The following is a 12,578-nucleotide window of genomic DNA, read 5'->3' as shown; positions in this document are numbered from 1 at the left end:
CTCGATGAGCCTCTACTTGATGCCGAGCTCGGCGCAGCCCTTGGCGTACTCGCCGGTGCACGCGTCGGCGGCCTTCATGATGCCGCTCTGGAACAGCACCTCATTGATGTTCTCCTTGGTCACGACCGTGGGGACGAACAGCTGCGAGGGGGTGTTGTAGAGCGTGGTCTTGCCCGCGGGCTTCTTGCCCTGCATGAACTGGTAGGCGACATCGGCCGACGCCTCCGCCACGATCTTGATCGGCTTGGAGATCGTGTTGTACTGGTCGCCCGCGATGATCCGCTGGGCGGCGGCCAGCTCGGCGTCGTTGCCCGTGACCGGCGGCACCTTCACACCGGCCGCCTTGAACGCGGCGATAGCGCCGCCGCCGGTGCCGTCGTTGGCCGCGACCACGCCGGCGATCTGGTCCTTGAACTGCGTGATCTGGCCGCTGACCCAGGTCTGCGCCTTCTCCGGCTGCCAGTCGGGGGTGTCGTACTCGGCCAGCAGCTTGAAGCCGCTCGGGTCGATCGCGCTGTGGATGCCCTTCTTGATCAGGCCGGCCGCCGCGTCCGTGGGCGAGCCGTTGACCTCCAGGATGCCGCCCTTGGCGTTCTCCTTCTTGAGGTGGTCGACCAGGGACTGGGCGATCATGTTGCCGATCTTCTCGTTGTCGAACGAGATGTAGTAGTCGGCGGGCGTGGCCGGGACCGGCCGGTCGTAGGCGATGACCGGGATCTGCTGCGACTGCGCCGTCTTGACGATCGTGGCCGCGGCGGCCGAGTCGACCGGGTCGATCACGATGGCCTTGACGCCCTGGGCCATCGCCGAGTTGGCCTGTTGCTGCTGCTTGGCGGCGTCGGAGTCGGCGTTCTGGTAGATGACCGTGCAGCTCGGGCAGAGCTGCTTCATCTTGGCCTCGAAGAGCGGCTTGTCGGCCAGCTCGTACCTGGTGGAGGCGAGGTCGGGCATGAGGAAGGCCACCTTGGCGTTCTCCGCGCCGCCTCCGCTGTTGCTGGTGCTGGAGCCGCTGTCTCCGCCGGTGGAACCGGAGCCGCAGGCGGCCAGCGCCGACCCTGCGATGACGACAACCGCGGCGAACGCGGAGGTCCGCATCTGAACTCTCTTCACGGGTTCTTTCCTCACTCGCTACGTCCTCACGGACTCGCTGATCGCGTCGCTCCCCCGAAACACCACGGGAGACATGTCACTCACAACCGGTCACGTCCTGTGGTGCGGCTCACGCTAGCGCGAGTTCAGAATAATTGTCCAGCAAAAATGTTCAGGGCGTTTGCCTGGTTTTGGTCAAGAACTGGACGTCTGTCGTTCGTCTGGTGTTCGGTTAGGAACGCCGGGCCGCCGCGAGAAGCCCTTCGGCGGTCAGGACGTCGGTGACCAGCTGGTTGAAGTAGCCGCCCCGGGCGCCCGCGATGATGGACAGCACCTTCTCGGCGCCCACCGCGACCGCGATCGACGTCGGGATGCTGCGTAGTTGGTGCAGGCCGGGGGCCACCAGGCGCTCGCTGCCCGGGTAGGAGACCGGCTCCCCGGCGCGGTTGTACACCCGCATGCAGACGTCGCCCACGGCCTCGCGCAGGCTCTCCGCGTCGCGCGGCATGAACGCGGGCACGACCTGCCGCATCAGCGGCGCGGAGCCGACGCCGACGATGGCGCACTTGGCGTGCGCCCACAGGTCCATGACCTTGCGCACCGACGGCTCGTGCTGGAGAGAGTAGAACAGTTCGGGCCCCGGCAGGGCGGGCGCGTAGAGGTAACTGGGCACGCCGCCGACGCGTTCGGCCAGGATGCGGGTGGTCTCGTTGGTCTGGAACCACGGCTGCGGCTCCTCCTGGCCGCCCACGGCCGGCGCGATCGTGACGCCGGGGAACTGCCCGAGGCCCTCGCGCGCGCACTCGTAGACCGTGCTGCCGGACGAGACCAGCACCACGTCGCCCGACTCCAGCCCGACCCCGGCCAGGGCGCGGGCCAGCCCGGGGGCCAGCCAGGGCCCCAGTGCCGGGCCGCTGACCTTGGGGACCAGATGCACGCGCTTCAGCTGGAGCGCCTCGGCCACCTCAGCGGCCAGGGGGCCCTCCTCGAGGGTGGCGGGCCGGTGCACCCTGATCTCGACGATGCCCTGCCTGCGGGCCTCGGTGAGCAGCCGGCTCACGGTCGCCCTGCTGACGCCCAGCCGTTTGGCGATGTCGGCTTGGGTGGCGTCATCGAGGTAGTACTGCGACGCCGCCGCGTACATCAGATCGTGCGGGAAACGGGCCTGCGCCTCCGGCGCGTCCTCGGCGGCCTTCATGCGCGCACTCCCTCGGCCTGAACACTTGTGCTGGACGGATGTGACTATACCTCCGCGCCCTCCGCCTGGACGGCTATCAAGCCTGCCGAACAAAAATCGCCTGGGGGCAACCGCTCAGCGACTCGCCGTCCCACCGATGGGGCCGCGCCGCGGTTGGGGTTCGTGCGGCCAATCGGGCCGCGTCGTCAGACCCTCATCGGCCTGCCGTCGCTCGGGCCGCCTTCTGCCGTCGCTTGGGTCGCCTTCTTGAGGCGCTTGGACTCCGGCCGGGGGTGGGAACGTAGCCGGTGACCGTGCGCGCGTCACGGCGGGGTGGTGGCACGGCCGGTGAGCGTAACCCTGGAATGTCGCCCGCGCGCGGCGGCGGATGGGTCTTCCCGTGCCTGCCGTACAGGATGGTAGGGGTTTGCGGAGAGAGTCACAGGTTGCCGGTGACCAGCGCGGGGTTTGCGGAGAGCATCACAAGGTGCCGCCGACGAGTGCGTCACCGAGCGGGGTGCGGGCGTACAGGACGGTGCGGCCGGTACGGGTGCCCGCGATGAGGCCGGTGCCGCGCAGGGCGGCCAGGTGGCCACCGGTGGTGCCGAGGCTGTGTCCGAGCAGGGCGGCGAGGTGGGTGGTGGTGGCGGGCACGGCGAGCTCGATGAGGATGCGGGCGCGGGTGCGGCCGATCAGCACCGCCAGGCCCGTGGCTGTCGCGGGCGGCTCGGCGCCCGTGCCACGGGCCGGGTACGTGAGCGCGTACGGCCAGGCGTCCTCCAGGTAGGCGCCCACGCCCGGCACGAACACCGACGGCAGGAACAGCAGCCCCTTGCCGCCCAGCCGATGCCGCTCCTCGCCCTTGCCCATCCGGACCTCGATGTACCCGTCGCCGTGCCACCGGACCTGCTCGCTCAGGTCGTCGAGCGCCGCCGCCCAGCCGTACGCCGCCAGCCGGCCCGCCCGCTGCACCACGTCGCGTTCCAGGATCGCCTGGAAGCGCGGCCAGTCCTTGGACAGGATCTCCGTCCACAGCGCCTCGTAGGCGTCGGCCAGCACCTGGACGACGTCGGGGCCGAGCAGCAGTGCCCTGGTCCACTCCGGCACGGGCGGCCGACCGGCCAGGGCGGTGGCGATCTCCGCGTGCGCCTGTCCGACCGGGGTGGTGCGCATGGCGGCCAGCTCGGTCTCGAACGGCACGCTCATCCCGGCGGGCGGCGGGGCGATGAAGTCGACGTTGTCGCTGCCCTTGTTGCCGGTGATCGCCGCCAGGGCGCGCAGTGCCGGATGGCGGCCGACCAGCTTCTTGTACGGTTCGCGCCACTTGTCGGCCCAGCGCCGATGCGCGCCCGCCGCGGTGCGGCCTTCTATCACCCACTGCGCGTGCATGGTCTCGATCAGCGGCGAGATGGCGAACCGGCTGGCCACTATGTCCTGCGGAGTGACCTCGATCCTGAACACCTTTCGTTTATATCCGAAAGTGTCGCTTCCGCCGGGAGTGCTCCCGCAGCATCGTGTCCGGCGGTCCCGAGACCTCCCTCCGGGATCGCCCTTTCAACGTGGGGGTGCGGGTTGACGGAGCGTGGAGCCACCTTCGGGCAGGTGTTCGCGGTGCGGGAGTTCCGGGTGCTGTTCGGCAGCTTCGCGCTGCTGATCACCGGTGACTCGATCAAGATGCTGGCGCTGTCGGTGCTGGTGTACACGGAGACGGGGTCGCCCGGGCTCTCGGCCGCGGCGTACATGGCCGGCTGGCTGCCGTACATCGTGGGCGGGATGTTCCTGCTCTCCCTGGCCGACCGGCTGCCGCCTCGGGCGGTGATGGTCGTGGGGGAGCTGGTCAGGGTGGTGGTCTGCCTGCTGCTGGCCTTCGCCGGGTTGCCGGTGCCGGTGATGCTCGGGCTGGTGCTGGTGACAGGGTTGTTCGCGCCGGTGTTCCAGGCGGCGCGGAGTGCGTTGCTGCCTGACGTGCTGCCTGGGGACGCGTTCGTGCTGGCCCGGTCGCTGATGGGGGTCACGTCGGCGAGCGCCCAGATCGCGGGGCTCGCGGTCGGGGGCGCCTTCCTGGCGATGGCGGGGCCGCGCGGGGCACTGGCGGTCACGGCGGCGCTCTCGGCGGTGGCCGCCGTGGTGCTGCGGTACGGCCTGCCGTACCGGCCCGCCCGTGGCGCGGCTACGCACGGGACGGCCGCCCCGGACGCGGCTGGGCGTGTTACGGCGGCTCGTGACACGTCCTCGGACGGCGCGTCCTCGGACGGCGCGCCCCCGTACGACACGGCCGTTCCGGACGCGGTCGGGAGTGCGGTCGTGCGTGGTGGAGCTGTGCGGGTGACGTTGCGGGTGAATCGGTTGCTGCTGGTCGATCGGCGGGTGCGGGGGCTGCTGCTGGCCAGTTGGTTGCCGAGTATGTGCCTGGCGGGGGCCGAAGCGATGATCGTGCCCTACCTGAGTGGGCGGGGGCAGGCGGGGGTGGTGCTGGCGTTGGCGGCGGGTGGGATGGCGGTCGGCGAGTTCAGTGTGGGGCGGTTCGCGGCTCCGGCGCTCAGGGAGCGGTTGTCGCTGCCGCTGGCGGTGCTGATCGGGCTGCCGTGGCTGGCCTTCCTGGCGGCGCCCGGCGTGGCGTGGGCCGCGGTGATCGCCGCCGTGGCCGCCGCTGGGCTGTCCTACCAGCTCGGGCTGCAGCGGCGTTTCGTCGAGTCGGTGCCGGAGGAGGTGCGCGGGCAGGCGTTCGGGCTGCTGTCGGCCGGGCTGATGACCGGACAGGCGATCGGCGCGGCGGCGATCGGCGCCCTGGGCGAGGCGATCGGCCCGGGACCGGCCATCGCCGCGGCGGGCCTCGCGGGCATCCTCGTCGCCCTGGCCCTGTCCGGCGTACTACGTCCGGACACCGGCCCCGTCTCTGCCGGAGACGTCCGCCCTTTCGCGGGAGACGTTCGTCCGGATGTCGCCCCAGAGGTTACGGAGACAGTTCGCCCGAGCCCCGGGGGATGAGGCGCACCGGCAGCTGGACGTGCTCCGACGGCCCGCCGTCCCCGGCCAGGCGGCGGAAGAGCAGTTCGGCGGCCACCCGTCCCATCCCGGCCGGGTCCTGTGCCACCACCGTCACCCCGGGCGTCAGCAGGTCGGCCAGTTCGAAGTCGTCGAACCCGATCAGCCCCATCCGCCGCCCGCCGAGCGCGCGCAACGCGGTGATGGTGAGCCGGCCGTTGCCGGTGAACAGGGCGGTCGGCGGCGAGTCGAGTGCCAGCATGCGCTCCAGGTCCGTGCGGACCGTCTCAAGCGTGGGGGCACGCATCGCCACCAGCCGGGGATCGAAGAGCTGGCCGAGGGCCGAGCGGTAGCCCGCCAGCCGCTCGGCTGCGGTGAAGATCGACGGATGGTCGCCGAGCATGGCGATCCGGCGGTGGCCGTGCGCCAGGAGGTGGCCGATGGCCTCCGTGGCGCCGCCCGCGTTGTCGCTGAGCACGGTGTCGACGTCCAGCCCGGGCCCGGGCGGCCGGTCCGCGAACACCGCGGGCGTCCCGGCGTCGAGCTCGGGCCGCAGGTAGGAGTGGTCGTCGCCGGCGGGCACCACGATCAGCCCGTCGACCCGGCGGGCGCAGAACGTCCGCACCAGCTCGCGCTCCCTGGCCGGCTTCTCGCCGGACGAGCCGCTCAGCAGCAGGCAGCCCTCGACAATGGCCACGTCCTCGACCGCCCGGCTCAGCCCCGCGTAGAACGGGTCGGCGACGTCCTCGATGACCAGCCCGACGGTCGCGGTGCGGCCCCTGCGCAGCACTCTCGCGCTCTCGTTGCGGCTGTAGCCCAGCCGCTCGATGGCCTCGCGCACCCGTTCGGCCGTCGCCGGATTGACGCCCGGCTCGCCGTTCACGACGCGCGAGACCGTCTTGAGCGCCACGCCGGCGGCCAAGGCGACGTCCTTCATCGTCGGTCTCACTCTTGGATCCTTTCCCAAGTAGGACGGCCAGACAACGTTGTCAGAGCGTTATGCGAGAGTAGGGGTTCTATGTCCCTGAGATCCGCACTGCTCGTCGCCGGGTTCGTGCTGGCCGCGCTGAACCTGCGGCCCGCGATCGCCGGCATCTCCCCGCTCCTCGACGAGATCATGAAGGACGTCGGCCTCACGCCCGCCGGCGGTGGCGGGATCACCACGGTCATGGTGGTCTGCCTGGGCGTGTTCGGGCCGATCGCGCCGCTGCTCGCGCGCCGGATCGGACTGGACCGTACGCTACTCGCCGGGCTCCTCGTGCTGGCCGCCGGCGTGGTGCTGCGCGGCCTCGACGGCGTCCCCACCCTGTACGCGGGTTCGGCGATCGCGGCCATCGCCATCGCCGTGATGAACGTGGCCATGCCCGGCATCACCAAGCAGTACTTCCCCGACCGGGTCAACCTGATGACCGGCGTCTACAGCTCCGCGATCGTGGGCGGCGCCGCGACCGCCTCGGCGCTGGTGATCCCCATCGAGCACGCCACGGGCTACGGCTGGCGCGGCGTCTCGGCGCTGATGGCCGTACCCGCGCTGCTGGCCGCCCTGCTATGGCTTCCGCAGGCGCTGCGCGGGCAGGCGGGGCCGCAGAACGGGCCACGGCCGTTCAGGATGGTGCTGCGCAGCCGGGTGACCTGGTACGTGACCGCGTTGATGGGCCTGCAGTCGTTCACCTTCTACGTGATGCTGGCCTGGCTGCCGACGATCTTCCACGACGCCGGGCTCCCCGCCGACCAGGGCGGCTACCTGCTCAGCGTGACGAACCTGGTCCAGGTGGGCGCCACGCTCGCCGTGCCGATCCTGGCCGGGCGGCGGCCGTCACAGGTGCCGTTCGTCATGGGGGCCGGGCTGATGACCGTGGCCGGATACCTCGGCATGCTGCTGGCCCCGGTCGCCGCGCCGTGGCTGTGGATGGTCGTGCTCGGTATCGGGCAGGGCGCCTCGTTCGCGCTGGCGCTGCTGCTGATCGCGCTGCGTGCGCCCGACCCGGCGTCGGTGACCGCGCTCTCGTCGGTCGCGCAGTCGGTGGGGTACGCGGTTGCCGCGTTGGGGCCGGTGCTGTTCGGGCTGCTCAGGCAGGTGTCCGGCGGGTGGACGGTGCCCCTGCTGGCGGGGCTCGGCGTGCTGGGGGCGCAGCTGCTGGCCGGCTGGTTCGCCGGGCGCCCTGCTACGTTGGGTAAGGCTTACCTGTAGTGGAGGGACTCACGTGCTGACCGAGGCGCTCCAGCGGCTGGCCGACGGGCGCGGCGGGGTGATCGGGGTCGAACCGGGCCTGGTCATCGAGCCCGACGAGACCTGGACGGCCGCCTCGGAGCTGCTGCGCCCGCCGTACACACTGCTGGGGGAGCTGGTCGACGAGACGGCGGCGCGCTGGAAGGCCCCTCGGCACGTCGGCGCGGCGCTGTTCTGGAAGACCTACGGTTACTGGCACACGATGCCGATGGCGCTCGGCTGGGCGCTCGACGGGCGGGTGCCGACCATGCGGCTGGCCGACACGTACTTCAAGGTGTCGGGGGCGGGCGTGACGATCGCGGCCACGCGCGTGAGCTGGGGGTCCGGCGTCGCGCCGATCAGGCAGGCGCTGGCCGAGTCGCAGGAGCCGCTGGTCCGGGTGATCAGCCGGATGGTCAAGGTGGGTGAGCGGACGCTCTGGGGTTCGACCGCGGAGGCGTTCGCCCACCCGTTGACGCAGTTCGTGGCGGGTGACTACATGGCGCTGCTGGCCGAGATCGGCAAGCCGGTCGACGGGCTGATCGAGCCCGCCGACGACGGCTACTTCCGCCGGACCTGCTGCTTGTGGATCGCGCTGCCCGATGTGGAGCCCTGCGCGAGCTGCTGCGTGCTCAGGCCTTCACTACACCGTTCCTAGGCCACTGCGGCGTCGTCCATGGGACGCAGTTCGTCGGCGTAGCTGACCGAGACGCGGCGCATGACGCCGGTGTCGTCGATGGAGTACTGGCCCAGCCGCCACAGCGGCGGCGAGTAGGCGTGGATCGAGACGCTGTTGTCCATGGCGCCGTTGAGCCGGTGGATGTGGTCCGGGCCGAACGAGAACGACTGGCCCTCCGTCACCACGGTCTCCAGGTGTTCGCCGCCGATGCGCGGGTTGCATTCGGCCAGCGCGCCCTGCACCACGTGGACCGCGCCGGAGGAGATGTCGTGGTCGTGCCAGCCCGTGTCGTCCTCGGGCCGCCAGCACAGGAGCCAGACGTCGACGTACGCGTCACGGTAGAGCGAGGCGTAGTGCCGGCCGCCGTCGGCGGGGAACTCCACCTGCTCCCGCCACTCGGCCGGGTTGGCGGCCAGCTCGTTCACCAGCTCGCGCAGTTCGCGCCGGTCCAGTGTGCGCTCCGGGAGCCGAGCACAGGCACCCCCGTCCTGGGTTTGATTCGTGCCGGTGTGTTCGAGGATTTGCTCGCTCACTTACGGGTCTCCTTTCGGCTGAGTAGACGACGGGGATTGGTGACCCGGATGGCGTGGGCGGCTGCCTCGCCGAGGCCCGGGTCGGGTGCGGTGGCATAGGGGGCGTCGGAGCCGTTGACGACGACGTCGACGCCGAGCTCGCGGACGATCGCGTCGATCGCGCGCGGGCCGTACGAGGAGGTCTCCACGAAGCAGCCGGGGTCCACCAGGCCGCGGCCCGTGCCGCCCCTCGCGATCAGTCGCTCCGAGTGGAGCGGGGCCAGCCCGGCCAGCAGCGCGAAGCACACGCGCAGCCGGGGGTGGCGCGGCCTGACGACCGCGTGGAAGTAGTGCCAGGACGCGTGCATCTGCTGGACGTACGGCACCAGCGCGGGCCACCAGGACGGTGTGCCGGGCGGCGCGGGCGCGGCCGGGCCCGGATGGATGAACAGCGGCAGGTCCCGCTCCGTGAGCACGTCCAGCAGGCGGTCGTCGGGCAGGGCGGTCGCCGGGATCTGCAGCCCGGCGAACCCGCGGTCGAGGTCCTTGGCCAGGCGCTCGGGGTCGGGCTCGCTGTGGCAGGTCGAGGCCCACGCGCCGAACGGCGCGGGCAGCGCGAGCGCGCCCTCGTGATAGGCGTCGAGCAGCGGCCACGCCTCCTCCGGAGGCAGGAACTCGATGCCCAGCGGGCTGGACAGCGAGACCAGGGCCAGCTCCAGCCCGGTGACGTCCCGGTTCTCGTGGTCGGCCGGGTCGACCTCGTAGGGCGGTTCGCCGTCGAGGAACAACGTCCAGCCGTCCAGGTACGGAGGGACGGTCCGGCCGCGGAGCGCTTCGACGAACGAACGGGTCCACAGATGCTGATGAATGTCGATGCTCACGGCCACACCTCCCTCTATTTCCTACTAGTATTGCAGGTAAACCTATCACGCTGGCGATTCGAGCTTGTGAAGCGATTCAGTGATACGGTTCAGTGAACCGCTTCACAAGACAAATGTCAACGGCAGGCCGCTAGCCCCCGGATCTGGATGAACCACGCCAGCGGTCCCTTCGGCATGCGAGCTTCTGTCGGTGGCACGCAATAGGCTGGCTTAATGCCACGGAAGAGAGCGACAATCCGGGAAGTGGCCCAGGCGACCGGGCTGTCGCCGGCCGCTGTGTCCTACGCGCTGCGTGGCATGCAGGTCTCGGAGGAGACCATGGAGCGGGTGCGCGCCGCCGCGGCCGAGCTGGGCTACGAGGCCGACCCCATCGCCAGGGCTCTGGCCAGCGGACGCACCAACATGATCGGGCTGCTCTGCGGTTCCCTCGAAGACCTCTGGCAGCAGTCGCTGGCCGTCGGCATCAGCAGGGGCCTGCGGGAGAAGGACCGTTACGCGCTGATCCTCGACGCGGTCGGTGACCCGGCCCGCGAGCGGGCCCTCGCCCAGCAACTGCGCGACCAGCGGGTCGACGGCATGATCGTGCAGCCCGTCGATCCGGCGGCGTCGTTCTGGGCGGATCTGTGCGAGTCGCTGCCGGTGGTGGCGATCGGCGACTCACTCGCCGGCACCGCCGGAGAAGTGGTCTTCGACAACCGCCGCGGCGTCAGCCTCGCCCTCGAACATCTCCACGCCATGGGCCACCGGCGGATCACCGTGCTGACGCCCACCTTGACCAGCACCCCCGACCGTCCGGCCGACGTGCTCGTCACCTCCGAAGCCGACCGCCTCGGTCTCGACGTCGTGGTGACCACCGCGTCCCACGGCCTGGCGGCGGCCACCGAGGCGGCCCACCGCATCCTGGAGGCCGACCGGCCGAGCGCGGTGTTCTGCTTCGCCGACTCGATCGCCTATGGCGTCTACGCGGCGGCGGCCGAGCTGGGACTGTCGATCCCGGGCGACGTCTCGGTCATGGGCTACGACAACCACCCGATGTCGGGGCTGCTCACGCCCGGACTGACGACGGTGGACTGGGACATCGACGGCATCGTGCGGGCGGCCGTCCGCCTCATGTCGGCGGCGGCCGACGGGGGGACGCGGCGCCGCCGGGTCGTGCAACAGCCGACGCTCCGCGAACGCGGTTCGGTGGGCAAGGCGCCGAAGTAGGGCCGGGCTTTTCGGCGGGCCGTCACGGTGGGATCCCCGTGCGGGTCAGCGGCCGTCCTCCTGGAGGCCCTCGGCCCTGTGCGGCGGGTGGCGGGTGCCCACGGCTTGCCGTACAAGAAGGAAATTGTTGGAGATCAGCGCACGTGCGGCGTCCAGATCATCCGAGAGGGGACGGTCGGGGACATTGGGTGCTCTGGTGGCGGCCAGGCGCTCGCAGGCGAGCACGATCTCCAGTGGCTCCACGCAGCGCAGCGCGTAGCGCGCGGCCTGCGTCGCGAAGCCCGCGTGGTCCTCGGTCCCCCGGGAGATGACGGCGGTCCCGGCCGTGACCGGGTTCGCGAGGTGGCGTAGCTCGGCCAGCGCGTCCTGGGCCACGTACTCCAGGATCATCGCCCCCGACCCGCCCGGCCGCGCCGCCAGGAACGGTAGCCGCCCCGTGTAGGCGGGCTCCATGAGCGTGGCCAGCCGGGCCGTGCTGAGCTGGGCCGTCGGCACCAGCGCCGCGCGCAGCGCGTCGAGCGCCAGCGCGACCGGGGCCGAGTGGAAGTTGCCGTTGTGCCAGGCCAGCGAGTCGGCGATGAGCGGGTTCTCGGCGGCGGCGTTCAGGTCGGTCTCGACGACCCGCTCGGCGCGGTCGAGCGCGTCCAGCGCGGCACCGTGCACCTGGGCGAAGGCGCGGTAGCCGTACGGGTCCTGGATGCGGGCGGCGAACTCCCGCGCGAGCAGCCCGCGCAGGCGGGCGGCCGCGGCGGCCTGGCCGGGGTGCGGCCGGGCCTCCTGTACGACGGCGGCCACCGGCTCGGCCGAGGCGGACACCGCGACGAAGCTGAACGCCGCCACGTCGACGGCGGCCTCCAGCAGGACGCGCAGCCGGTGTACGGCGATGGCGGCGTCGGCCAGCGTCGCGGCGCCGGAGCTGAGGAACGGCGCCGCGTCCCCGGACGCCAGCGGATATCGGGGCGCGTTCGCCGTCGGCCCCTGCCAGGACAGCTCTCCCAGCAGGCACAGCGCGGTGGTGGCGAGAGCGGCCAGATCGCCGGTGCCGATGGCGCCGTAGGTGCGGATCGGGGGAGTGAAGCCGTCGTTGATCGCCCCCGCCAGCACCGGCAGCACGCCCGGATCGACGCCCGAGCCGCCCGCCAGCAGCTGGTTGAGGCGTACCACCAGCATCGCCCTGGCCCGCTCGGGCGCGACGAGTGGCCCCGCCCCGCCCGCGTGGCTGCGCAGCAGGTCGAGCCCGCCCCCCTCCACACCCACGTCCTTGTTGGCCCCGACTCCGGTGCTCTGCCCGTAGATGGGCCCGGTCAGCTCCTGGGCCGCTCCCCACGCCGCCCGGGCCCGATCCAGTGAGGAGATCGTGACCCGGGCCGCGCCGTACGCCACCGCGTGGACCTGCGCGCAGGTCAGACCGGCACCGTCGAGTTCCATCGAGCTCAATCGTTGTCGGGGATGAACAGGCCGAGCAGCCAGCTGACCACGCTGATGATGATCGCGCCCCAGAAGGCGGCCGGATAGAAGTTGCTGACATGGAAGGGGATGTCGAGCTGGCCGGAGATCCAGCTCGTCAGCAGCAGCATGGCCGCGTTGATGACGAGGAGGAACAGCCCCAGCGTCAGCACGATCAGGGCACAGCCGAGCCCCTTGACGATCGGCTTCACGATGGCGTTGATGAGGCCGAAGATCAGGGCGACGACGAGCAGAGTGCCCCAGTAGGTGGGGGTGTTCTGGGGGCCGGTGATCTGGATGCCATCGATGAACTGGATGGCGACCCAGAGGGCGACCGCGGCCGCCAGGGTTCTGATGATGAATCTCACGCTGGTTGATCCTCCCATTACCCATC

General features: G+C 71.3%; 12 protein-coding genes. 4 read left to right on the top strand and 8 right to left on the bottom strand.

Translation table 11 applies throughout. The features are described from left to right. Positions 1-12: 12 nt before the first annotated feature. The 3 genes from AB0B91_RS23185 to AB0B91_RS23175 all read right to left on the bottom strand — a co-directional run bounded on the left by AB0B91_RS23185 (position 13) and on the right by AB0B91_RS23175 (position 3,727). Positions 13-1,110 carry a sugar ABC transporter substrate-binding protein gene (locus tag AB0B91_RS23185; RefSeq protein WP_358322998.1) on the bottom strand — a complete coding sequence of 366 codons (1,098 nt, stop codon included), beginning with the start codon at positions 1,108-1,110 and terminating at the stop codon, positions 13-15. Between the two features lie 211 nt (positions 1,111-1,321). After that, positions 1,322-2,287, bottom strand: a complete 966-nt coding sequence (locus AB0B91_RS23180) for a sugar-binding domain-containing protein (RefSeq protein ID WP_358322995.1) — start codon at positions 2,285-2,287, stop codon at positions 1,322-1,324. Between the two features lie 459 nt (positions 2,288-2,746). Continuing rightward, the gene (locus tag AB0B91_RS23175; protein ID WP_358322993.1) at positions 2,747-3,727 is read right to left on the bottom strand and encodes a winged helix-turn-helix domain-containing protein; all 981 of its coding nucleotides are present in this window, start codon (positions 3,725-3,727) and stop codon (positions 2,747-2,749) included. Positions 3,728-3,838: 111 nt separating this feature from the next. On the opposite strand from AB0B91_RS23175, the gene AB0B91_RS23170 reads away from it, so the two are divergent. Continuing rightward, positions 3,839-5,254, top strand: a complete 1,416-nt coding sequence (locus AB0B91_RS23170; protein ID WP_358322990.1) for an MFS transporter — start codon at positions 3,839-3,841, stop codon at positions 5,252-5,254. Here AB0B91_RS23170 and AB0B91_RS23165 read toward each other — a convergent pair. Next, positions 5,220-6,188 (bottom strand): LacI family DNA-binding transcriptional regulator, encoded by a 969-nt coding sequence (locus AB0B91_RS23165; protein WP_358323580.1) that lies wholly within the window; start codon positions 6,186-6,188, stop codon positions 5,220-5,222. The two genes, AB0B91_RS23170 and AB0B91_RS23165, sit on opposite strands and share 35 nt — an antisense overlap. 81 nt (positions 6,189-6,269) lie before the next feature. On the opposite strand from AB0B91_RS23165, the gene AB0B91_RS23160 reads away from it, so the two are divergent. Both AB0B91_RS23160 and AB0B91_RS23155 read left to right on the top strand, forming a co-directional pair. Beyond that, on the top strand, positions 6,270-7,442 hold the full coding sequence (locus AB0B91_RS23160) for an MFS transporter (protein WP_358322988.1): 1,173 nt from the start codon (positions 6,270-6,272) through the stop codon (positions 7,440-7,442). Positions 7,443-7,455: 13 nt separating this feature from the next. Continuing rightward, positions 7,456-8,118, top strand: coding sequence for a hypothetical protein (locus tag AB0B91_RS23155; protein ID WP_358322986.1), 663 nt, complete (start codon positions 7,456-7,458; stop codon positions 8,116-8,118). On the opposite strand, the gene AB0B91_RS23150 is transcribed toward AB0B91_RS23155, so the two are convergent. After that, positions 8,115-8,672, bottom strand: a complete 558-nt coding sequence (locus tag AB0B91_RS23150; RefSeq protein WP_358322983.1) for a cysteine dioxygenase family protein — start codon at positions 8,670-8,672, stop codon at positions 8,115-8,117. The genes AB0B91_RS23155 and AB0B91_RS23150 overlap by 4 nt on opposite strands. Further along, on the bottom strand, positions 8,669-9,532 hold the full coding sequence (locus AB0B91_RS23145) for an amidohydrolase (protein WP_358322980.1): 864 nt from the start codon (positions 9,530-9,532) through the stop codon (positions 8,669-8,671). Before AB0B91_RS23145 ends, AB0B91_RS23150 begins: the two co-directional genes overlap by 4 nt. A 243-nt stretch (positions 9,533-9,775) precedes the next feature. Here AB0B91_RS23145 and AB0B91_RS23140 point away from each other — a divergent pair, with 243 nt between their 5' ends. Next, positions 9,776-10,738 carry a LacI family DNA-binding transcriptional regulator gene (locus tag AB0B91_RS23140; RefSeq protein WP_358322978.1) on the top strand — a complete coding sequence of 321 codons (963 nt, stop codon included), beginning with the start codon at positions 9,776-9,778 and terminating at the stop codon, positions 10,736-10,738. A 45-nt stretch (positions 10,739-10,783) separates the two neighbouring features. On the opposite strand, the gene AB0B91_RS23135 is transcribed toward AB0B91_RS23140, so the two are convergent. Continuing rightward, the gene (locus tag AB0B91_RS23135; protein WP_358322975.1) at positions 10,784-12,166 is read right to left on the bottom strand and encodes an aromatic amino acid ammonia-lyase; all 1,383 of its coding nucleotides are present in this window, start codon (positions 12,164-12,166) and stop codon (positions 10,784-10,786) included. Positions 12,167-12,171: 5 nt separating this feature from the next. Continuing rightward, positions 12,172-12,552, bottom strand: coding sequence for a phage holin family protein (locus AB0B91_RS23130; RefSeq protein WP_358322972.1), 381 nt, complete (start codon positions 12,550-12,552; stop codon positions 12,172-12,174). Positions 12,553-12,578 lie beyond the last annotated feature (26 nt).

Origin of the sequence: Nonomuraea sp. NPDC049141 (assembly GCF_040648415.1) — a bacterium.
Lineage (GTDB): Bacteria > Actinomycetota > Actinomycetes > Streptosporangiales > Streptosporangiaceae > Nonomuraea.
The sequence above is the reverse complement of the archived record's forward strand: the minus strand, read 5'-3'. Positions and strand labels throughout refer to the sequence as shown.

What these genes read in the sequence shown, in the direction of transcription:
- AB0B91_RS23160 (WP_358322988.1), top strand. Translation starts at nt 6,270, where the DNA reads ATGTCCCTGAGATCCGCACTGCTCGTCGCCGGGTTCGTGCTGGCCGCG.
- AB0B91_RS23180 (WP_358322995.1), bottom strand. Translation starts at nt 2,287, where the DNA reads ATGAAGGCCGCCGAGGACGCGCCGGAGGCGCAGGCCCGTTTCCCGCAC.
- AB0B91_RS23165 (WP_358323580.1), bottom strand. Translation starts at nt 6,188, where the DNA reads ATGAAGGACGTCGCCTTGGCCGCCGGCGTGGCGCTCAAGACGGTCTCG.
- AB0B91_RS23135 (WP_358322975.1), bottom strand. Translation starts at nt 12,166, where the DNA reads ATGGAACTCGACGGTGCCGGTCTGACCTGCGCGCAGGTCCACGCGGTG.